The organism is Aequorivita antarctica, assembly GCF_007997155.1.
GTDB lineage: Bacteria > Bacteroidota > Bacteroidia > Flavobacteriales > Flavobacteriaceae > Aequorivita > Aequorivita antarctica.
The window spans coordinates 192,298-215,481 of sequence record NZ_VORT01000006.1 but is presented as its reverse complement, the minus strand read 5'-3'; the positions used below and the strand labels follow the sequence as shown (position 1 = coordinate 215,481).

The window sequence follows — 23,184 nt, the reverse complement described above, 5'->3', positions numbered from 1 at the left end:
ATTCTATTTTTTTTGATTTAATTCCATTGGGATATTAATTTGTACCTCATCGCCTACAACCATTGTTGTAGACCAACTACCTGTGCCTACATTATAATGTGTTCTATTTAAGCTAGTGTTAAGGAGCAATCCTAAAATCATAGTATCTTTCATCATAGGGTGTTCCATTTCTCCTGTGATTTTAAAAGGCAAAGACACTTTTTTGGTCACACCCCGCATTGTTAGATTTCCATGCGCAAGGAATTCATTTTTTGAAGTCGGCTCCAGCTTTGTTGAAACAAAAGTTATTTCTGGATAGGTTTTAGCATCAAAAAAATCTGGAGATTGTAAATGAGAATCTCTTTTTGCATTTTCAGTATTAATACTTTTTACCTTAACGGTAAAACTGATTTTTCCACTAGCCGGGTTTTGGGGATCTAGCTGAAAACTGCCATCAAAATCGGTAAAATTACCTTTAACCTCAGAAAAGAAGTGATTGATTGAAAAATTGACAGAAGTGTGGTCTTTATCCAGCATCCACGTGCCGGAATCTTGTGCTTGTGCGGTAAAAGAAAAAAGGAATGCCACAAAAAAAGCGAATAAAAGGGTTTTCATTTTTGAAATCATCTGTTTTGTTTTTATTGGTTTATACTTATTAATACCAATAACTTCAAAATATCACCCGTTGCTATAAATTATTTTTTTGCTTTTCTTCTTGCTCCTTGATTTTTCGTATTTGGCTAATGCACTTATGCTTCTGATTAACAGCATTATGCCTAGTGGTATAACCGTATTGGGTTTGTATTTCGGCAAGCTCCTTGCCTTTGTAAAAAAGATCGTTGATTAACCTACTGCAATGGTCAGTAATCTTCAACATATAACCTTTCATTTTATCCGCATAAGTTTTTTCACGTTCGATATCTATATTGATTTCTTCGTAAAAATTGCTTTCGTGCATATTTTCGAACGCTATTTCGCGGCCGGCATTTCTCAATTTCTTGAACCAGATGTTCTTACTTATTGCTACAATGTAGGTTTTTATGGAAGCCGTTAATACAAAATTATCCATCCGCATTTTTTCAACCAAAACAAGCATGGTATCCTGAAAAACATCATCTGCATCATCTGTACTGCCATTGTTTTTTAAAACGAAATATTTGACCGTATCAAAGTGGTTTTGATAGAGTGTTCCAAAAGCAAAATTGTTTTCGCCCTTCAAGTCATCTAATAACGAATCTTTCATTGTTGAAATGTAGCATGCATTCCTATAAAATTACATCAAATCCAGTAATTTTTTCAAAATGCTTATAAGAAAGGCTTCAGGTTTTAATTAACCTTTAAATCTATCTCCTTTAAATTCTCAATTCTATTGCGCTGAAGGAAATCGTAGTAGCAATTTTATACTTGTTGTAATTTAATTAAAAATCTTACTGCTAAAAGATTGAATAGCGTTTGTCCTATTTCGCTGAAAAAATATCTGTTTTCTGAGTTTTTAAATCTTCCGAAAGTAATCGGTCTGCGTGTTCCATTAATGCTTTGGCAATAGCTACAGTAAATGCGGTCTATATGTTTTAGCTCAGAGCCTAAAAAAATTTGAACAATAATGTTCGAGCAACATTCAACAAAAAAAAGGTGATACTTTTTAGAGTACCACCTTGAATGTTTTCACAACGGAATAATCCTTATTGTGATTTGCTTCAGAATTGTGAAGTAAATATAAACAAATATTTTTAAGTGCACTTACGGTTTTCCGCAATTTTGTTTCAATAAAATTATATAATTTGTAGGTCTATTAAAAAAATCATATTTATGAAACGAATTTTAGGATTGGATTTGGGGACTACCTCTATTGGGTGGGCTTATGTTAATGAAGCTGAAAGAGAGGATGAATTATCCTCAATTATTAATGCAGGTGTAAGAGTTGTGCCATTATCTACTGATGAACAAAATGACTTTAAACGTGGCAGAAGTATTACTATAAATGCCGACCGTACGTTAAAACGTGGAGCACGTAGAAATCTACAACGTTATAAATTGAGACGTAAAGTCTTAATTAAAATTTTAAATGAAATTGGATTTATCAATGATTCCACAAAACTTGCTGAAGACTCAAAAGATTCTACCCATAGCACATATGATTTTAGAGCAAAAGCCACTTCACAAAAACTTACTAAAGAAGAATTTGCACGTGTCCTTTTAATGATTAATAAAAAACGCGGGTATAAAAGTAGCCGCAAGGCTAATAATGAAGAGGAAGGGCAATTAATTGATGGAATGGCGATTGCAAAAAGGTTGGAAAATGAAAATCTGACTCCAGGACAACTTTCATTTCAGCTATTAAAAGAAGGTAAAAGAATGCTGCCTGATTATTATCGTTCAGATTTACAGGCAGAGTTTGATCTAATTTGGAATTTTCAAAAACAATTTTATCCTGCTTCATTGATGCCACATCACAAAGAGGCGTTAGAAGGTTTAGGTCAACAAGCTTCAGGTAAATATTTTGAAAAAACAATAGGCACAGAAAGAGCTGAAAATAAAGGTGCCGAAAAAAAACTACGTTTATATGAATGGCGTGCAAAAGCTATTTCAGAAAAAATGGACTTGAAAGAAGTTGCCTATGTGCTGACCGAAGTGAATAATAAAATAAACCAGTCTAGTGGTTATTTAGGAGCCATTAGCGATAGAAGCAAAGAATTATATTTTGACAATTTAACAGTTGGTCAATTTTTATACAATCAACTTAAAGAAAACCCGAATACCTCTTTAAAAAACCAAGTTTTCTACCGTCAAGACTATATGAATGAATTTGATGCCATTTGGACTGAGCAAAGCAAACACTATCCAGAGCTTACTGAAAAAATAAAAGATGATATTAGAAATATAACCATATTTTACCAACGACCTCTAAAGTCACAAAAAGGGCTTATAAATATCTGCGAGCTTGAAGGTACTGAAAGAGAAGTTTTGATTGATGGAGTTAAAAAAACCAAAGAAATTGGTCCAAAAGTAATTCCAAAATCTTCACCTCTATTTCAGCACTTCAAGATTTGGCAAAATATAAATTCAATTCAGGTTTCGGCAAAAGATAAAACTTTAGAAGTGTACCACATTGAAGAAGACACCAAAAAAGATCTTTTTGAAAAATTGAATTGTGTTGAAAGTGTTTCAGATAAAGATTTCTTGGAGTGGTTATTTGAAAATTCAGAGGAAAAGGCCGAAAATTTTAAGGTCAATTTCAAAAAACTAGAAGGCAACAGAACGCAAAGTGCTTTGCTTAAAATATATGAGAAAATTGTTGATTTAGAAGGGCATCCTATTGAATTTAAAGAGATGAACGGCCTAGAGTTGGTCGACGCTTTAAAATCAATTTTTCATACCGTTGGGATAACTTATGAAATACTAGAATTTAATCCTACTTTACAAGGTAACGGTTTTGCTAAACAGCCTAGCTACGAACTTTGGCATTTGCTATATTCCTATACAGATGATACTTCAGAAACTGGGATAAAATCACTTATTGAGAAATTACAGAACAAATTTGGCTTTAAGGAGCAACACGCACGATTGTTGGTTAACGTTACTTTTCAGCAAGATTATGGCAGTTTGAGTGCTCGTGCTATAAAGAAAATATATCCTTATCTCGAAGACGGAAAACGTTATGACGAAGCTTGTGCGCTTGCTGGCTATAATCATTCCAACTCCATAACCAAGGAAGACAAAAAAAACTGGAAATCCCAAGAACTTAAAATATTACAAAAAAATAGTTTACGAAATCCTGTTGTTGAGAAAATTCTAAACCAAATGATACACGTTGTCAACGGCATTATTGAAAGTCCAGAAATGGGAAGGCCCGAGGAAATAAGAGTAGAATTGGCAAGAGAGCTAAAAAAGACAGCCGAGCAACGTGGCGAAATGACCAAAGCCATAGAACGGGCTACAAAAGACCATGATAATTTACGTGAAAAAATAAAAAAGGAATTTGGAATTCCTTACGTGAGCAGAAAGGACTTGATTAAATATAAATTATACAGAGAATTAAAAGTAACCGGGTACAAAACGCTGTATTCTGGCACTTACATAAAACCCGAAGATTTATTCACTAATAAATTTGATGTAGAGCATATTATACCACAATCTGTATTATTTGATGATTCATTTTCTAACAAAACATTGGAATTAAGGGACAATAATCTTGAAAAAGGAAACGAAACAGCACTTGATTATTGTGAAAGAAAAGGATGGCTTTCAGATTTTAAAGACCGTGTGGAAGAAGTCTTTAAAGACAACGATGGCATTGGGTATATGAAACGGAAGAAACTGTTGATGACCAAAGAAGAGATTCCTGAAGGTTTTTTGAATCGCGATTTGGGCAATTCAGCTTACATCGCAAAAAAAGCCATTCAATTATTACAGGTGGTTTCGAAAGATATTGTTTCAACCTCTGGAACGATTACAGCAAAATTGAGAAGTGATTGGGAGTTAATCAACGTACTCCAAGAATTGAATTGGGAAAAGTATGAAGCGTTGGGGTTAACGTATTACCAAACTAACAAAAACGGTAAAAAACTACCACGCATACAAGATTGGACCAAACGCAATGATCACAGACATCACGCAATGGATGCGATTGCGGTAGCTTTTACAAAAAGGGCTTTTATTCAGTACTTAAATAATGACAGCGGAAAAAGCAGTAAAGGCTTTACAATTGAAAAGATTAAAGAAAAATATACTTTTAGAGATAAAGAAGGTGGTAGAAAATTTATAAAGCCATTCCCAACTATTCGTGAAGAGAGTAAAAAACATTTGGAACGTATCCTAATTTCACATAAAGCAAAAAATAAGGTTGTAACCAATAATAAAAACAAGATTAAAGTTGAAGGTGGTCACCTATTAAAAAAAGAACTAACTCCTCGTGGACAATTGCACAAAGAAACTATTTATGGAAAATCTATTGAATATAAAACCAAACTTGAGAAAATAGGTGGTGCTTTTGACGAGGAAAAAATTGCAACAGTTGCAAAGAAAAAATATCGAGAGTTACTTTTAAAACGCTTACAAGAATTTGATGGAGATGCGAAAAAAGCATTTACAGGGAAAAACAGTCTCTCTAAAAATCCAATTCTTTTAAATGAAAATGGAGCTGTGTTAACAGATAAAGTTAAAACCGTAGTTTTTGAAGATAGGTTTACGATAAGAAAAGAAATAACTCCAGACTTAAAGATTGACAAAGTAGTTGATGTTGGATTACGCAAAATTCTCCAAAAACGCTTGGATGATTTTAACGGGAAACCTAAAGAAGCATTTGTAAATTTAGACGAAAATCCTATTTGGTTAAACGAAGAAAAAGGCATTAAGTTTAAACGAATTACGATTACAGGTGTAAGCAATGCTGAGCCATTACACTTATCGAAAGACCATCTTGGCAATGAACTAAAAGACAGCTATGGCAATGAAATACCTGTTGATTATATCAGTACTGGCAACAATCATCATGTTTCAATTTATAGAGATGAAAATGGAAATTTAAATGAGGAGGTTGTTTCGTTTTACGAGGCAGTTATCAGAAAAAATTTGGGACAACCAATCATAAATAAAAATCACGAAAATGGTTGGGAATTTCTTTTCACAATGAAGCAAAACGAGATGTTTTTATTTCCAAACGATGATTTTAATCCTTCGGAAATAGATTTGAAAGATTTAAATAACAGAAAAATTATTAGTAGCAACCTGTTTAGGGTCCAAAAATTATCAACAAAAAATTATGTTTTCAATCATCATTTAGAAACAGAAGCAGTTGGAGCAGACACATTCAAAAATAAGAAAGAGCTTTCGGAAATAACATATAAATTTTACCAAAGTGAAAAGTATTTAGAAGGCATTATTAAAGTGAGGCTAAACCATCTAGGAACTATTGTGCAAATTGGAGAATATTAAATATTAAACAATGATAAAACGCACCCTCTTTTTCGGCAATCCAGCATACCTAAGCACAAAGAACGAGCAATTGGTAGTAAACTTTCCTGAGGAAGGAAAAGCAGAAGTAAACATCCCGATTGAAGATTTGGGCTATGTAGTACTTGAAAATCTGCAAATTACCATTACCAATGGGTTGTTAATGAAATTGGTGCAAAACAAAACCGCCGTAATAACGTGTGATAAGCAACACCTGCCCTGCTCTCTGTTACAACCATTGGTAGGGCACACAGAGCAAACAGAACGTATGCGGCATCAACTAAACGCCAGCCTACCCTTAAAGAAAAACCTGTGGCAACAAACTATTGAAGCTAAGATTGAAAACCAAGCCAACCATTTATTAAAAAGGGAAAAAAATGCCCTAAAATTAAAACGCTGGGCAAAAGAAGTAAAAAGTGGCGATACCGGCAATCACGAAGCAATTGCGGCAGCGCATTACTTTCAGTCACTTTTTGAGAACGTAGAAAATTTTAGCCGAAACCAAAAAGGAATTCCGCCCAATAACCTACTCAATTATGGGTACGCCATTTTAAGAGCCGTTACCGCAAGGGCTTTAATTAGTAGTGGTATGTTACCATCGGTAGGTATTTTTCATAAAAATAAATACAATGCCTTTTGCTTGGCAGATGATATTATGGAGCCTTACCGTATATATGTTGATTCCTTGGTTTATGATTTGGTAGAAACCGGAGGAAATATTAGCGATTTAACAACAAACCTAAAAACTGAATTACTTAGCGTACCTGCAATGGACGTGCTGCTAGATGGTAAATGGAGCCCGTTAATGACAGCAATGAGCCGAACAACAAACAGTCTTTATGAATGTTTTTCGGGCGAAAGCAGAAAGATTTTATATCCTGAATTTAATTAATAACATCCTCCTAGCCTCTTTCCAAAGTGGAGTAATTTATGAACGAAAATAATTTTACAAGGCTAAACCAATACAGAACTATGTGGGTACTCGTATTTTTTGATCTACCAACAGAAACACGGCTTGAACGAAAAGCCGCAGCTCGCTTTAGGAAAAACTTGTTAGATGATGGTTTTGCCATGTTCCAATTTAGTATTTACATGCGGTTTTGTGCAAGCCGTGAGAACGCTACCGTCCATATAAAAAGAACGCAAAACGCATTACCAAAAAAAGGAAAAGTAGGAATAATGCAGATTACCGACAAACAATTTGGGATGATCGAGCTTTTCAACGGGCAAATGGAAGTACGAGCCGAAGCACCCTCGCAACAACTCGAACTTTTTTAAAACCTAAAAAGTACGGTCAATCTCAGTTGACATATCAACTTTTATGCTGAATTTTATTTTTCACAAACACCCTTAAAAATCAGGATACCAGCTTTTTAGGGCTGGTATCCTGTGATTAATCATTAAAAATACAATTCTGAAAGCAAATCACAACTTACAATTCGCAATTATGGATTGTATAATTCCTGTGATTAATCATTAAAAATACAATTCTGAAAGCAAATCACAACGATTAGATGCTATAATTGTGAATGTGCTTTCCTGTGATTAATCATTAAAAATACAATTCTGAAAGCAAATCACAACTACTATTAATTGAATAGCAATAAACTTATACCTGTGATTAATCATTAAAAATACAATTCTGAAAGCAAATCACAACTTAATGCTATTAATATTATTAATACTAATACCTGTGATTAATCATTAAAAATACAATTCTGAAAGCAAATCACAACTCACGAATTGAAGTAAAATTTTTTAGTGTCCTGTGATTAATCATTAAAAATACAATTCTGAAAGCAAATCACAACTCAAGGCCATAATTGCCAAAATTGTTATCACCTGTGATTAATCATTAAAAATACAATTCTGAAAGCAAATCACAACCGGAGATTTCTTTGAAAATGACAGCTTCAACCTGTGATTAATCATTAAAAATACAATTCTGAAAGCAAATCACAACTTTCATAACTAAACCGCTTTAACCATTTCACCTGTGATTAATCATTAAAAATACAATTCTGAAAGCAAATCACAACCATTTTAATTTCAGCAATTCGGTTACATCGCCTGTGATTAATCATTAAAAATACAATTCTGAAAGCAAATCACAACTCTAAATGGTTTTTTAAAATCCTGTAAGAACCTGTGATTAATCATTAAAAATACAATTCTGAAAGCAAATCACAACCCTACGCAAAACACTACGCGACAAAGATTTCCTGTGATTAATCATTAAAAATACAATTCTGAAAGCAAATCACAACCTACGATACAGAATTTCAAATTGTAACTGCCTGTGATTAATCATTAAAAATACAATTCTGAAAGCAAATCACAACTAACAAATCCTTTTGTACTTACCGACTGACCTGTGATTAATCATTAAAAATACAATTCTGAAAGCAAATCACAACGCGCCCTGCTGTCTTAAATGTTCAAATTGCCTGTGATTAATCATTAAAAATACAATTCTGAAAGCAAATCACAACAGAACCGGAACGCTAAGTTATAATGGTCCGCCTGTGATTAATCATTAAAAATACAATTCTGAAAGCAAATCACAACCTGTTCTATACTGGCCGCTTGTTGTAAATGCCTGTGATTAATCATTAAAAATACAATTCTGAAAGCAAATCACAACACACCTCATTGGAAGTGCTGATGCTACGGCCTGTGATTAATCATTAAAAATACAATTCTGAAAGCAAATCACAACCAGGCTCAGATAATAGAGTTCGTTTTTTTACCTGTGATTAATCATTAAAAATACAATTCTGAAAGCAAATCACAACCAGGCTCAGATAATAGAGTTCGTTTTTTTACCTGTGATTAATCATTAAAAATACAATTCTGAAAGCAAATCACAACACAGATGGCTCAGTCTACCCCATAAGCGGCCCTGTGATTAATCATTAAAAATACAATTCTGAAAGCAAATCACAACACAGATGGCTCAGTCTACCCCATAAGCGGCCCTGTGATTAATCATTAAAAATACAATTCTGAAAGCAAATCACAACTGGTACTTCCCACTTGGTCTATTTCAACTGCCTGTGATTAATCATTAAAAATACAATTCTGAAAGCAAATCACAACGAGTAGGTAACGGGATTCTATTGTATAGACCTGTGATTAATCATTAAAAATACAATTCTGAAAGCAAATCACAACGGCTTTTTCAATAAGCCGATTGAGCAGGGGCCTGTGATTAATCATTAAAAATACAATTCTGAAAGCAAATCACAACAAGTACGGGAGCCGTTATAAAGGCAATGACCTGTGATTAATCATTAAAAATACAATTCTGAAAGCAAATCACAACTTAGAATACTATTTCAATACTATTCCACTCCTGTGATTAATCATTAAAAATACAATTCTGAAAGCAAATCACAACAGCGCCATTAATGGAAGATAATTCAAACCACCTGTGATTAATCATTAAAAATACAATTCTGAAAGCAAATCACAACTATAAAATAAAAACGTATGCAGACGTTGACACACTTAATTGAGCACTCCCAACTTATAAACCAATAAACCCATAAACTCATAAACTCCTAAACCCATAAACTCATAAACCCATAAACTTTTAAACTTTTAAACATTTAAACTTTTAAACCTTCAAATCAATCTCCTTTAAATTCTCAATTCTATTGCGCTGCAAGAAATCGTCTATGCTTTCAAAATGTTCAATTACACGTTTGTCCTTAAATTCAAATACTTTTTCAGAAAGACCTTGCAAGAAATCGCGGTCGTGGGAAACCAAAATCAATGTGCCATCAAACTGAAGCAAGGCTTCTTTTAGCACATCTTTCGATTTTAAATCCAAATGGTTTGTAGGTTCATCGAGAATCAAAACGTTTACTGGCTCCAACAATAGTTTTACCATCGCCAATCGCGTTTTTTCACCTCCGGAAAGCAATCCCACTTTTTTATCAATATCATCACCGCTAAACATAAAGCGGCCAAGAATATTTTTTATCTGCGTGCGGATGTCGCCTTTGGCAACTTCATCCACGGTTTGGAAAACTGTGAGTTCCTTATCTAAAAGTGCGGCTTGGTTTTGGGCAAAATAGCCCACTTTGGTGTTGTGGCCCAACGCACAGCTTCCCTCAAAATCTATTTCGCCCATAATGGCTTTGATCATGGTGGATTTTCCTTCGCCGTTTCTACCTACAAAACTCACTTTTTGGCCACGGGAAATACTCATATTGGCGTCTTTAAAAACCACAAGATCACCGTATTTTTTTGTGAGACCTTCCACTACAACCGGATAATCGCCACTACGTTGTGCAGGTGGAAAACGAAGCGCCAAAGCGGAAGTGTCAATTTCATCAATTTCAATTACCTGCAACTTTTCAAGCATCTTTTCTCGAGAGTTTACTTGATTGGTTTTGGAGTAAGTACCTTTAAATCGATCAATAAACTGTTGGGTCTCTGCAATAAATTTTTGCTGCTCTTCGTAAGCTTTTATTTGATGCGATCTTCTATCGGCACGCAATTGCAAATAATGGCTATAGTTGGCTTTGTAGTCGTAAATCCTTCCCATTGTAACTTCAATGGTGCGGTTTGTGATGTTGTCAATAAACTTTCTATCGTGCGAAATAACTATTACCGCTTTAGCTTTGTTAAGCAAAAAATCTTCCAGCCAAATCACAGATTCAATATCAACGTGATTGGTAGGCTCATCTAGTAGAATCAAATCCGGCTTTTGAAGTAACAGTTTTGCAAGTTCAATCCGCATACGCCATCCACCGCTGAATTCACTTGTTTGACGGTGCAAATCGCTTCTTTTAAAACCAAGACCTCGCAAGGCTTTTTCTACTTCAGCCTCATAGTTTATTTCTTCCAAAGCATAATATTTCTCACCAACTTCCGCTACCTTGGTAATGATGTTCATATATTCATCACTTTCGTAATCGGTTCGGATTTCCAGTTCTTTGTTGAGGCGGTCCATTTCGTCCCGCATTTCAAAAATTTGCTTGAAAGCTTTGGAAGCTTCCTCAAACACTGTTGCGGTATCATCAGTCAACAAATGTTGGGGTAAGTAAGCAATAACGGCATCTTTTGGCGCACGTACATTTCCTCGGGTAGCTTTTTGTACGCCAGCTATTATTTTCATCATAGTGCTTTTCCCCGCGCCGTTTTTCCCCATTAGAGCTATTTTGTCGTTCTCATTAACCACAAAGGAAACATCGCTGAAAAGTGTATCGCCACTAAACTCAACCGCTAAACCATCTATTGAAATCATATCAAATTTTTAAGGCTGCAAAACTATTAAAAAGAAGTGGATTAGTAGTTACTGTCGCACAACTTGTTCTCTGTAACACTTCAACTTGGAAAACGTAATGAGGTAGCTATCTTCTCACAGGTTTTACTGTTTTAAATTCACATTAATATTGTAATTTCACACCTCAATAAATTTCCTCTCCCCATTCCAATTGCCCTTAAATTCCTACAAAAAACCTATGTGATCTTAAATTTTCAATCACATCAGTATGCCATTACATCATTTTTTAAACGATCGCTTTTTGCGCTTAGAGGGAAGGCTTTACAGTGGAAACTTATCTGAAGTTCAATTCAAAATAGAAGCTGCATTAGACAAGACCCAAACCTTAATTGTCGATTTGGACCCCTTGGAAAAATTCGATGCCGCAGGGGCTTATATGCTTTATATTGCTTCAGAAAAAGCACGGGAAAACAACAAACAAATCATCCTGTTTTGTAGGGAAAATGAAATTGTGAAACTTGTTTTTTCATTTGTGGGCATCCATTATTCCAGCAAACTCCCAACACCTAGTTTTTAAAGCTTTTTATTTACTTTTCAATTAATAATTGGATATGTTTACCAAGCAATCAAAACTTCCGCTATGCTTGGTTTTAATTCATTTAGTAAGAGCAATTGTAACCAAATCGAGTTACGGAAATTTTTGGTTGCATTCTTTAAACTGAAAATCATCTTCCCGAATTAAGGCGCACCTACGAGTGTGCCGTAACTGTTTCCTTTTTTAAACATACATCCAACTCTAAACACCGAAACTTTTGGTGTTGCCAACTCGTTTTATAATTTATTCTGAAAAGGAAACTGGGATGTTAATTTTCTATATTTTAAAGAATGGTATCATGGCAAAAGGAAGAAACCTAAGAACCTCCTCAAAAGATGCAAAAGCATTGAAACAGGAAAAAATAATGAAAAAACTGGAAGAAAAAAAGATGAAAAAACGCAAATCGCGTGTATAAATTTTGTTTTTGAATTGTTGGTTTGATGATGATAAAGGGCCAGTGTCAATGACAAATTTTTGGCCGGCCCTTTTTCTATTTAATTCAAAAAAGAATAAAACTCCTCTGAAACATCATTTAAAAAAAATCAAAAACCCGCACTCATAAAGTACGGGTTTTATCAAATTAAGTGGGGAGAAATAAGCCTGTGGCTTAGTTCAAATATAATAAAAAAATGAATTAATAACCACTTGCTCAAAACTCAGTGCATTGTACATATTAACTCCTAAAAATGTGCCGTCAGCGCAAGAATAAAATTCCTGCCAGCGCCCGAAATTCCCGAACTGTATGGACGGTAACGCTGGTCTGTCAGATTCTCAATGCCGCCGCTCACATCAAAGGTATCTGTCATTTTGTATAACGCCTTAAAATTAAGTGTGTACCAAGCTGGCGAATAGGGATTGCCGTTTTCGTCTAATGCATAGATTTCCGTTTTCCCCTTTTCCTCATCGGGAAGATCGTCAAAATCCTTTTTTCCTTGGTAATTAACGTTCAACTCCATACTCAGTTTATTCGCTTTGTAGTTTAAGCGCGATACACCAAAAAATGGGGAAGCATGGCGCGATGGGCTAGTATCGCCATTGTCAAGTTCCTCTTCGCCTTTTTGGAAATTCACATCTGTGGAAAAGCCAAAGCCTTTTGGCAATTTCACCTCAACACCGGCTTGCAATCCATAAACGTGGGCAACGGCTGCATTTTGAATGGCTTGTACCTGACTTAATTCGCCTTGATACATAATGCTGTCCTGCCCATTCAGTTTATAATCCCTACGCACCAAGGCATCTTTTAAGGAGGTGTAATACCCCGTGATATCAACTTTTAAAACATCTCCAAAAACCTTGGCAATTCCCAAATCTGCATTATAGGCATATTCAGGTTTCAGGTCTGGGTTTGGCACCACAACACTTCCTGGTTCAGAGTCGAACACTTTTCCCACATCGTCTACATTGGGAGCTCTAAAAGCACTGCCCAAGTTTGTACTTATCACCCAAGAATCAGCGGGGCGATAAACACCACCCAAACTTCCAGTAAGCGCTCCATTGCTCAAACTTGCTTCGGTAAAAGGAAAAGGATAAAAAGCAGTATCAAATTCGGCATCCAACAAAACATGGTTATAACGCGCACCGGCACTTAATGTGAAATTGTCGACTACCTTAAATTCATCGGTAACATAAACTGCCAAAGATTGCCATTTGGATTGTGGATAGCGAGCAGGACCTACTTCAGAAATACCTGTTGAAATATCGGTCAATTCCCCTTTAGAATTTATGTCGTTCAACACGTATTCCAAACCGTAGAAAAAAGTGTTTTTCTCAGCTGTTGCCTTTATAAAATCAAGGTTTACCGAATAGGCACCCACTTCTTCACTCTGTGTATTGCGTTCAGTTTTGTTGAAAGCCCTGTCTATTCTGCTCTCCTCAAACCACTGATGCGCCAAGCGAAGGCTCATTTGATCAAAAACTGAATTGTTTGCAGTATAGTTAATGTTCAAATTATTCATCATCCAAATCTGCGGGCCATAGTCCCATTCAGCATAACGAGGCAATCCATTGCGAACTCTTTGGTTCCTATCATATCTGCCGTAGGGCGAGGTTTCAGAAAAGTGAAATCCGTATTGAAAGTCCCAACGTTCATTAGGTTGAAAGCGAATTTTCTGCATTGTATTTATTTGCGAAAATGCCGAAGGAATCTGCAACAATTTGTCTTCCTGAGTTATCACAACGTCGGTGCTGTCCTGTCTTTGCACGTAATAATCCTTAATGTAATCATCGGGCCCGTGGCTTCCTTGGCGTAGATTATCATAATCCCACGAACTAATACTCGTAACGAATGCCCACTTTTTAAAACCCAAATTCACATTAAAATGCCCCGTTTTTTCCTTATTGGCGGAAGAATAGCGAGCAAGGGCTTTTCCCGTAATCAAAGGTTTTTCTGTTAAGGAAAGCTGTGGTGTTAATGTTTGAAAACTCATCACTCCTCCAATGGCATCACTTCCGTAGATTACTGAACCGGGACCAAAAAGCACCTCGGTATTTTCTATGGCGAAAGGATCTAAATTGATAACATTTTGAAGGTTCCCGGAACGAAATATAGCAGTGTTCATACGCACTCCGTCCACAGAATACAACAACCTGTTTGTCGCAAAGCCACGAATCATTGGGCTACCTCCACCCTGCTGGCTTTTTTGAACAAACACTTTCCCTGAAGCACTTAAAAGATCCGCAGCAGTCTGTGGGTTTTGCAATGCCACCTCTTTTGCCGAAATAGAAATAATTTTTGAAGGCACGTCATCACTGCTTTGCCTCCAACGCGAGCCAGAGATTACTACTTCGTCTAAACTGAAATTGGAGGTTTCAAGTAAAATTTTAAAACCCTCCGATGCCAATTTTAAATAACTTTTTATAACTGTTTTATAGCCCAAACTCCGTATTTCAATCTTTTCCAAATCTTTAAAAGCCGAAATATCAGCCTGTCCTTTAGAATTAGTCGTAGCGTAGTGATTAGTCTTTGCATTTGAAAGCGTTACCAACTCTATAGCTTCATTGGTTTGCTGATCTTTAATGGTTATTGTTTGTCCATAGGAGCTTCCCACATACCCCAACAATAACCACATTATGAATATTTTTTTCATTTTATGGTTTGATTTAAGTTAACTAAAGTCCAAAAAGTAGCTTTCAATGTCCGTTCGAGCGCAGTCGAGAACTACACTGGATGAATGAACAATTTATGTCTCCACTGTGGCTTACGCTGAGCGAAGTCGAAGTGCTCGACCAGACAGTCTTTAAGTAATCTACTTTTCAAACATTCTAAAAAATTGCTAATTCCAAAATGGAAGAGCAACTACATAAGTTTGATCTATTTATATGTTAACTATACTTCGGAGGAGGCGTAGGTGGCGTTAAGCGAATGGAATTAAAAATATTGGGATGCATACTGTCTTGAAATACAAGCTGTGCATTTTGTGAAGCTGTGGCTTGCCAATTAAAAGGGGCTGTACAGAAAAAGGACCACAGGTAGGTATAAAACCCTTCTTGGGCTTCGCGGTGGTCCTCGTCTTGGTCAAAGGCGATTGCCACCATTTTCTTTAGTTTTTTATTTAGATCGGTTTCTTCGTAATCCAACCAACATCGGTAGAAAATTGAATCGCCTTTTATTTCTGAGGAAACAATATCATACATCTTGTCATTGTATTCAAACTCTTTTGAATGTTCCCAACGCAATTTTGTTTCTGCTTCTTTTTTTGAAAACTTTAGAAGTATCAATTCCTCCTGATCCATTCCGGCAATCAGCTTCCATTTTATTTCACGCTGAATAGCCGATTTTTCAAACTGCAGATATAGATACACCGTTACAACGGGTGCAAACAATATAAACAATAGCGATATGGAGATTATTTTTTCTTTCAATGGAAAAATCAACGATTGCCCAAATGTCGGAAAACTGAAAGTATTTGCGCGTCCATTTTTATTTTTTATTCTTCTGGTAAAAAATTAATAAAAAAACCACCCTTATTACAGAATGGTCCTTTGTTATAAATTTTAAACCTTCAAAAATCAGTACCAGCCGTGTATATTGTACATAACTGTACTGGGTTGGTTTTTGGCATAGGCCATCAGCACCTGCTGCGCACCTTTGGCAATGGCAATATTGGCATCCAATACTTTCAGTTTATATTCCCAAGGACGGTCGCTGAGCGTCTTCACCCTACTTTCAATTTTTGAAAAAAGTGATTTTACATTTGGATAACAGGATGAGGAAGGTTCAATGCTAGCCAAAATAGCCCCTGCCTCGTTGGCAGCGTCCAAGTCTTGGTTCGCGTTCCAAATGGCCGTTGCCTCTGCCAATTTTAACTGGCAATCACGGTCAATGGTTTTTTGGTACATTGTCTTCAAACTTTTTCCAACCTTATCATAACACGTACTATTAACAGGTACGTTTACCAATAGACCCAAAGCTTCCTCAAATCGATTTTGGTTAGCCAATGTATTTGCTTCCTTTTGAATCAATTCGCAATTGTTGTTAAAGAAATCAATTATTTTTTGTTTTCCTTCCGTAACAAACATTTGAACATCTTCGCCATTGGTTCTCATGTTTTTAATTGCAGCGATATAGGCCTTGGTCTCGTTAGACCCTACACCTTTTACATTAAAACTTTTACTGGTGTAAAGTGTACCGTTTACACCATCGCCAATATAAAGCGTAATATCAAGGTTAAGTACAATTTTTGGGGGTGCCGATCCTATTACGTCCTTGCTCATTACCGATACGTTTGGCGTGATGATAAAACGTGAATTATAGGAAATATCACTGATACCGTTTTTGGTAACCATTTGCCCCAATTTAGTTTCCAGAATTTGTCTGGCCGCTGCTGGCACCTCAGCCATTTCATAGGGAATATATGTTCCCAATGCAATATTGGAATCGCTGTTCTGCGCCGTTCCTATAACGACTGCAAACAATAAACAGATTGTAAGAAATAATTTTTTCATAATTTGATATTTTTATTTTCCTCCTAAAATAATTGTTGCTCTTCCTAGCCCCTTCATAACCAGTTTGTTCGGTATATTGTACGGGGCGCTGCTTAAGAACTTACTCAAATCCCTTACATATCTTCGCGCATCGATGGCGTTGCCGCTTTCGTTGTAAAGTGGAATACGTACCTGTTCAAAAAGCGCCATATTCTCCGTCATATCAGTAGTGTTGAAACGACCTTTCACTGTGTTTTTTTGAAGCCAATCCTCAATCACGAAACCAAGCTCATCTCCACCACCATATTCGGTTTCGAGGTCCCCGTCCCAATCATCCCATTTTTGGATGCGAACTATAATCTCACGTCCATTTTCGAACATATCATCAAAATGCGACTGTAAAGAGGACGTAAAATTGTCCATATGCGAAAGAACCGCTTCTGAAAGTAGTACAGGGGTTTCTGCAGAAAACGAAGGAGCTCCCGTGCCCGTGGCAGTGGCTATCTGTTTATCTGTATACGAATCCAACCCCTGAAGGTTAAAATTGATGGATTTTTTTGGCCCGGTTTTGTTTACTGTCCAAGTAAGTTGAATGATTATATCAGCTTTTGCAGCTTTTTTAAATTCATCAATCGGACTTTCCGAAATATCAGATCCAGATTCCTTAGACTGTCTCAAATTGTCCTCGGCACTATTCGATGATATGGTTTTTATAACAGATTCCATATTTTTAAGAGGAAAACCGCGATCTGCCATCATCCCATTTATTTGGCTTATAACCTGCAAAACTTCAGGATTTTCCTGAAAAGCGCGTTTATAATCAGCAATCTTTTCAGTAGAACCTTGGTTCTCAAAAGTCATTGAATAACCATTTTGTATGCACCAAGCATCACTTGGCACTACCATTAAAGTCGGTTTTTTGGCCTGTCCGAAGGCAATAGTAATGCTAAAAATTGCTAACAGGCAAAGTATTAATTTTGGTTGTTTCATTTCTATAGATTTTTAAAACCCACTGCTTAGGGATTTGATAATATTTTCTTTTTCGAGTCTTTTTCGAAGCTGATCGCTCATCACAGTAACTACGGCTGCTATTTTATATTCGCGCTTACTAACCTTCAACCGGTCTCCTGGGGCAATACTGCCATCGGTTGCGGCGGAAACATATTTTAAGTACTCGCCCCCTTCTGCAAAAAAAGCATCAAAAAACTCTTTGTGTTCCTCTTCAACGGAAGGGTCTTTTACCAATGGCTGAAAAGATGTACATCCCTGACCACCCCCAGCATAGCCTTTAAAAATAATTCCATGAACTGCATTGCGCATTGCACTTGAAATGGCATGTTTTGGGTTTTTTGAATAAGACCATACTTTTACCAGTTTGGCGCCTTGTTTTGCAATGCCCTCGCACTCTATGTCGTAACGCCAGATTTTAGTATCCTCCTTGGTCTTTTCTTTTTTCCATTGGGCCTGTGCGCTAAAGTTGGCAACTAGTACAAAGAAGATAGTTGTAAATAAATAAGATAGTTTCATAAATGTTGGTTGTTTTAGTTTATTTGTCTAATCAGCATTCCTGCATAATATTTACTATTTGAACCACTGAAAGTGGTATACTCAATTTCAGATGGATTTTCTTCGTCTGCCATATAACGGTTGTCCCAAATCATATTTTTCTCAACTTTGATGACTCCTACTTTTTTATATTCTGTTTTGCCCTCTTTGTTTATTACCTGTTCTAAAACTTCATATTTATCGCCTTTTTCCAAACCTTCTTTCAGTCCTATTTTCGCAGAAAGTGGATCTCCGCTCAACAAAGGGGTCTTGGTCCGGAAAACCTCATAGGCTCTTTGCAGCTTGGCAATAACAGCATCCCCAGCATTTTTAGTGGCAATGGTTATCAATTCGTCATCCGTTTTTTTAGTAAACGCAGTACTCTGCATATCGGCCCAAGCAGTCTCAGTTCCAATATATTCAAGTTTAAAGATACTAGAATTTTCAAATGCGGCAACTTTTTCCGGATTTAGGTCTGCATCTTCGGTCCAATAATCATTGTAGAAAATAGCAGCAGTTTCTTCATCCCAAACAAGCCTGTATAAATGGGCGTCTGTCTTAATAACATATCCCTTCCCTGCAACACCAACTCCAATACTTGTGGCATCAGCGGCCAAACTGATACCGCTCGCACCAGCTGCAGAAGCTGCAGACGAAACAGCCGACAAAAAGCCACTTGCTTTTTTGGCAACTTCCTCCTTGTTGGTGTATTTAAAATTGTTGACAACTACAAACGTATTTTTTAGTAGTTCTTCGCCAGCATCGGCTACCATGGCCAAACCACGTTCGCTCTGTCTGGCAATTTTTATATCGATATCGGAAGCGTTATAAGAGCCCCTCGCTGCAATCAAATCCATATTAAAGCCTCCACTCTCGCTTCGGTTAAACCATTTGGCCACCATAAGCTTTGCTATGGCATTGTTAGAAAGGAATTGGGTAATGGAATCTTTTTGAAGTTCATCAATCTCCTTTTTTGACAAACTTTCATCCACCAATTTGGGTAGTGTCCGCAACTCGCTGTTGTGATCATTAAATTTATCTGGAATTGGGTAATTTACAAAGGCATCCTGTATTGTTTGGCTGTGATCTTGCTGTAGGTCTGAAACCATAAAGGTGTACAGGGAACTTCGTTTATAGTTGTTTAAATTGGGCTCCTCTTGACTGAAAGCACTAAAATTAAAACATAAAAGTAAGCTCATGGAAAGTAATTTCCTCATAATAAATAATTTGGTTAGTATTAATTTTCAATAATACGGAAATTTTCAATTTTAACTTTACGGAAAACCGTAAAGAAGATGAATAAATCGCAATTAATTTAAAACCTTCTTGATCTTTAGAGGGTTAAAAAACCATTCCTTGGAGAATTTCCCTGAAAGTATACTACCAAAAAAAAAACCCCTTCGAGAGGTTTACAATGTCTCATAAAAAACATCCAAAACTTAGAAAATCATACCGCTTATATTAATTAAATCTTCAAAATAAAGTTTGTTTTAATCTTATTAGTTTCCATCCATCAATCGAAACATACCATCTGTCAATCCACTCCAAATCAAGGGAGTGAACTAAACTAGTTTTGACCCATAAATCATAAAAAATTAATCATGAAAACACAATTTACAATGCCTTATTTATTAGTAATGTTGTTCTTAACTGTAACTTCAGTTTTTGCAACAAACCCAATTATCGCTCCACCGAGCAACGACTTAATTGCAAACGCCATTGATATTGACCAGGGACCATTCCCCTATTCAGAATTGGGTGTAAACTTTCCAGAAGCAACCAACACCAATGATACCCCTGGAGGAGCTTGCAGTGTTACAGCTGCCGCGGTTTGGTATAAATTTACTGCTAACAGCAGTGCTTCTGTAAGTGCCGTAATGGTAAATCCACAAAGCTCCATAGTTATATTCTTTTCGGCACCAAATGAAAATGTAACTCTTGCCACCCAGTTAACGTATATTGACCAAGGCAGTAATCCATGCGGAAATGGAAACTCTTCCACTATTAATACCACTGCCGGCACAACCTATTATGTATTTATGAAGAATAACATCATTTCAGATGTTCTTATAAATATTAATGATGCAATGGTTCCTGGCAATGACCTTATTGCAAACGCTTTTAACCTAAATTGGGGACCTGACTCTCCTTATAACGAAACAGAAGTTAACTTTCCAGAAGCCACAAACACAAATGACCATACACCACCGAATGAATGCGAATTATCTGCTCCTGGAATTTGGTATAAATTTACACCTACAAAAAATGGAAATGTGGCAGCTGGAATCCTGAATCCAAACGGAGCCGTAGTTATTTTTTATGAGGGTCCATCCAATGCCAATAATGGCATGCAATTGACCTATGTTGACCAAAATAACAATCCATGCGATTCAAACCCTTTGGCTAACATAAATGTTACAGAAGGCCTTACCTATTATATCTATATGCGTAACCTCATAGTTTCAGATGTTGCTATTAATACTACTGGCGCCTTTAAGGCACCTGCAAATGACTTAATTGTGAATGCAACTGATATAGCCCTGGTTTCACAGCCTTTATTTGATGAAACAATACATTTTTTAATGGCCACAGCTACAGATGATGGAGGACAATCAGGCTGCCCAACTGGTGGTTTTGATGGGGTTTGGTATAAAATAACCCCAGAAATAACGGGAACAATTGATGCTTTTATGGAAGGGAGCTTACCAGATGAAAGCGCTATGGTTTTTTATTCCGCTCCAAATGCAAACGCTTCTTCGGGCTCCGAACTTACTTGGGTGGACCAGCCAACTAACCTTTGTGGTTTATTCACAACTGCCAGTATAGAAGCAGAAGCGGGTGAAACCTACTATCTTTATGCATTTTCTGTTCGAGCCGCTGCTAATGTAACCATTAATGCTAGTGCTGTTTTGGGTGTTTCGCAAAATGTGTTGGAAGGTTTTAAATTCTATCCTAATCCTGTAAGCAACGAACTAAACCTAAGTGCAAAAACCAATATAGAACAAGTATCAATTTACAATCTATTAGGACAACAAGTATTCTCAGAAAAAATGAATACTCCCAACAAAACGATAAACATTTCAAACCTAAGCAAAGGTTTGTATGTTATGACTGTTACTTCAGAAGGAAATACCGCAAGCTTTAAAATTCTAAAGGAATAGGTTTTTAGGTAATCATTTAATCTATTTCACAAGGCCGTTTCTCTGTAAAGAGAAACGGTTTTTTTATTGTAATCATTTAATAATCAACAACTGTGCAATCTATCAATCCAAAACTACCATTCGTCAATTGGTCAAAATAATATGTTAAAACCAACCGTATTTTTGAACTGTAAAATCCTAAAAACTTAATAATGAAAACAACAATCACAAAAATCCTTTTATCGCTTACGCTACTGTTTATTATAAATACTGTAGCCAATGCAAGCACTAATCATTCTATGCTAGTACCTCCAAGCAATGACTTGATAGAAAATGCTATAGATATTGATCTAGGCCCATTCCCTTATTCGGAATTAGCAGTAAACTTTCCCGACGCTACCAGTACCAATGACACTCCTGGTGGTGCCTGTGGTGTAGCTGCTGCCGCAGTGTGGTATAAATTTACCGCAGTAAGCAGTGCTTCCGTAGCTGCTGTAATGGTGAGCCCACAAAGCTCCATAGTCATCTTTTTTTCGGCACCAAATGAAAATGTAACTCTCGCCACACAGCTAACTTATGTTGAGCAAGGCAGTAATCCTTGCGGAAATGGAAACTCCTCAACTATTGAAACCACTGCAGGTACCACCTATTATGTATTGATGAAGAATAACATCATTTCAGATGTTCTTATAAATATTAATGCTGCATTGGTTCCTGGCAATGACCTGATTGAAAATGCCATAAACGTTGCTGACGGTCCATATCCATACACTGAGTCAAGTGTACAGTTTAACCACGCCACTTTTACTAATGATGCCACAGACGGCGATTGTAGCGTAGCTAACGCAGGGATTTGGTACAAATTTACCGCTAGAGCCGCTGGTAACGTTGAAGCAACTATTTTAAATAATACAGCAGTGCCTTATGTCGTATTTTTTTCTGCCCCTAACGAGAACGTCACAAACGGCTTAGAACTCACTTTTGAAAACCAATCAGGCAATGATTGCTCCTTAGGCCCTGTATCTTCTATTGATGTTACAGCGGGAACTACCTACTATATCTATATGAAAAACGGGTTGGCTGCTAATGTCTTAATCAACATAAATCCAGCTTTGGTTCCAAACAACGATCTTATTGAAAACGCAACTAATCTTAACGGGATTGAAGAGTACCAAGATTTAGATGTAATATTTGCTGCCGCCACAACTACAAATGATGGAGGGCAAACAGGCTGTAATACCGATCCTGCCAGAGCGGTTTGGTATAAATTTACTGCTGCGGTAGATGGACAAGTGCAGGCAGAAATTGGATTTATCCCAGGTGCTGGTGGCGTTATTTTTTATACTGCTGCAGATGAAAATGTAACCACTGCAAGTGAACTTACCTGGGTTGACCAACCAGAGAATATTTGTGGCCCCAACACTTTTTCCAGCATTAATGCAACTGCTGGAACTACTTACTATCTTTTTGCCGCACTGGTTGATGGTTTTGAAAGAGCAAATGTTTCAGTGGATCTTTCTGGAATATTAAGTATCGATGAAAATACCTTCCAAGATTTCACCTATTACCCAAACCCTGTTACAAATGAATTAAACCTAAGCGCCAAGACCAATATTGATGAAGTTTCAATCTTCAATTTGATGGGACAAAAAGTATTCAGCCAAAAAATAAATGCAACAAAAAAAAGCATAAACCTTTCACATTTACAAACCGGAATCTATGTTATGAAAGTGAATGCGGAAGGAAGCTCTGCAACCTATAAAATTGTAAAACAATAAATTTCCCAGTTTAGTAGTGTGGTGAAAAAGGCTGTT

The 23,184-nt window shown here is 36.5% G+C and carries 15 protein-coding genes and 1 CRISPR repeat array; of the genes, 6 read left to right on the top strand and 9 right to left on the bottom strand.

Features of this window, described 5'->3' with window-relative positions; genetic code table 11:
- Window positions 1-3 precede the first annotated feature (3 nt).
- Both ESU54_RS10400 and ESU54_RS10395 read right to left on the bottom strand, forming a co-directional pair.
- The gene (locus tag ESU54_RS10400; protein ID WP_111845763.1) at window positions 4-606 is read right to left on the bottom strand and encodes a YceI family protein; all 603 of its coding nucleotides are present in this window, start codon (window positions 604-606) and stop codon (window positions 4-6) included.
- A gap of 61 nt (window positions 607-667) precedes the next feature.
- Window positions 668-1,222, bottom strand: a complete 555-nt coding sequence (locus ESU54_RS10395; protein WP_111845762.1) for an RNA polymerase sigma factor — start codon at window positions 1,220-1,222, stop codon at window positions 668-670.
- Between the two features lie 566 nt (window positions 1,223-1,788).
- On the opposite strand from ESU54_RS10395, the gene cas9 reads away from it, so the two are divergent.
- The 3 genes from cas9 to cas2 are packed head-to-tail and all read left to right on the top strand — an operon-like array spanning window position 1,789 to window position 7,209.
- Complete coding sequence (gene cas9, locus ESU54_RS10390; protein WP_111845761.1) at window positions 1,789-5,913, top strand: type II CRISPR RNA-guided endonuclease Cas9; 4,125 nt, start codon at window positions 1,789-1,791, stop codon at window positions 5,911-5,913.
- Between the two features lie 10 nt (window positions 5,914-5,923).
- Complete coding sequence (gene cas1, locus ESU54_RS10385) at window positions 5,924-6,823, top strand: type II CRISPR-associated endonuclease Cas1 (RefSeq protein ID WP_111845760.1); 900 nt, start codon at window positions 5,924-5,926, stop codon at window positions 6,821-6,823.
- 38 nt (window positions 6,824-6,861) lie between these two features.
- Entirely contained in the window at window positions 6,862-7,209 is a 348-nt protein-coding gene (cas2, locus tag ESU54_RS10380) for a CRISPR-associated endonuclease Cas2 (RefSeq protein ID WP_111845759.1), read from the top strand.
- Window positions 7,210-7,317: 108 nt separating this feature from the next.
- Window positions 7,318-9,407: direct repeats of the CRISPR family, unit length 46 nt; unit sequence CCTGTGATTAATCATTAAAAATACAATTCTGAAAGCAAATCACAAC.
- Between the two features lie 143 nt (window positions 9,408-9,550).
- Here the strand turns inward: cas2 and ESU54_RS10370 are convergent.
- On the bottom strand, window positions 9,551-11,188 hold the full coding sequence (locus tag ESU54_RS10370; RefSeq protein ID WP_111844171.1) for an ABC-F family ATP-binding cassette domain-containing protein: 1,638 nt from the start codon (window positions 11,186-11,188) through the stop codon (window positions 9,551-9,553).
- Window positions 11,189-11,435: 247 nt separating this feature from the next.
- On the opposite strand from ESU54_RS10370, the gene ESU54_RS10365 reads away from it, so the two are divergent.
- Window positions 11,436-11,744 carry an STAS domain-containing protein gene (locus tag ESU54_RS10365; RefSeq protein WP_111844172.1) on the top strand — a complete coding sequence of 103 codons (309 nt, stop codon included), beginning with the start codon at window positions 11,436-11,438 and terminating at the stop codon, window positions 11,742-11,744.
- A gap of 698 nt (window positions 11,745-12,442) precedes the next feature.
- Here ESU54_RS10365 and ESU54_RS10360 read toward each other — a convergent pair.
- The 6 genes from ESU54_RS10360 to ESU54_RS10335 form a co-directional block, all read right to left on the bottom strand.
- Window positions 12,443-14,848 carry a TonB-dependent receptor gene (locus tag ESU54_RS10360; RefSeq protein ID WP_111844174.1) on the bottom strand — a complete coding sequence of 802 codons (2,406 nt, stop codon included), beginning with the start codon at window positions 14,846-14,848 and terminating at the stop codon, window positions 12,443-12,445.
- A 235-nt stretch (window positions 14,849-15,083) separates the two neighbouring features.
- The gene (locus ESU54_RS10355; RefSeq protein ID WP_146743984.1) at window positions 15,084-15,623 is read right to left on the bottom strand and encodes a hypothetical protein; all 540 of its coding nucleotides are present in this window, start codon (window positions 15,621-15,623) and stop codon (window positions 15,084-15,086) included.
- Window positions 15,624-15,770: 147 nt separating this feature from the next.
- The gene (locus ESU54_RS10350; protein ID WP_111844176.1) at window positions 15,771-16,706 is read right to left on the bottom strand and encodes a hypothetical protein; all 936 of its coding nucleotides are present in this window, start codon (window positions 16,704-16,706) and stop codon (window positions 15,771-15,773) included.
- 12 nt (window positions 16,707-16,718) lie between these two features.
- The gene (locus ESU54_RS10345) at window positions 16,719-17,675 is read right to left on the bottom strand and encodes a DUF6175 family protein (RefSeq protein ID WP_111844177.1); all 957 of its coding nucleotides are present in this window, start codon (window positions 17,673-17,675) and stop codon (window positions 16,719-16,721) included.
- A gap of 12 nt (window positions 17,676-17,687) precedes the next feature.
- The gene (locus ESU54_RS10340) at window positions 17,688-18,212 is read right to left on the bottom strand and encodes a hypothetical protein (RefSeq protein ID WP_111844178.1); all 525 of its coding nucleotides are present in this window, start codon (window positions 18,210-18,212) and stop codon (window positions 17,688-17,690) included.
- Between the two features lie 14 nt (window positions 18,213-18,226).
- On the bottom strand, window positions 18,227-19,447 hold the full coding sequence (locus ESU54_RS10335; protein WP_146743985.1) for a hypothetical protein: 1,221 nt from the start codon (window positions 19,445-19,447) through the stop codon (window positions 18,227-18,229).
- Between the two features lie 384 nt (window positions 19,448-19,831).
- Here ESU54_RS10335 and ESU54_RS10330 point away from each other — a divergent pair, with 384 nt between their 5' ends.
- On the top strand, window positions 19,832-21,391 hold the full coding sequence (locus ESU54_RS10330) for a T9SS type A sorting domain-containing protein (protein ID WP_111844180.1): 1,560 nt from the start codon (window positions 19,832-19,834) through the stop codon (window positions 21,389-21,391).
- Window positions 21,392-21,582: 191 nt separating this feature from the next.
- Entirely contained in the window at window positions 21,583-23,148 is a 1,566-nt protein-coding gene (locus tag ESU54_RS10325; protein WP_111844181.1) for a T9SS type A sorting domain-containing protein, read from the top strand.
- The last annotated feature ends 36 nt before the right edge of the window (window positions 23,149-23,184 follow it).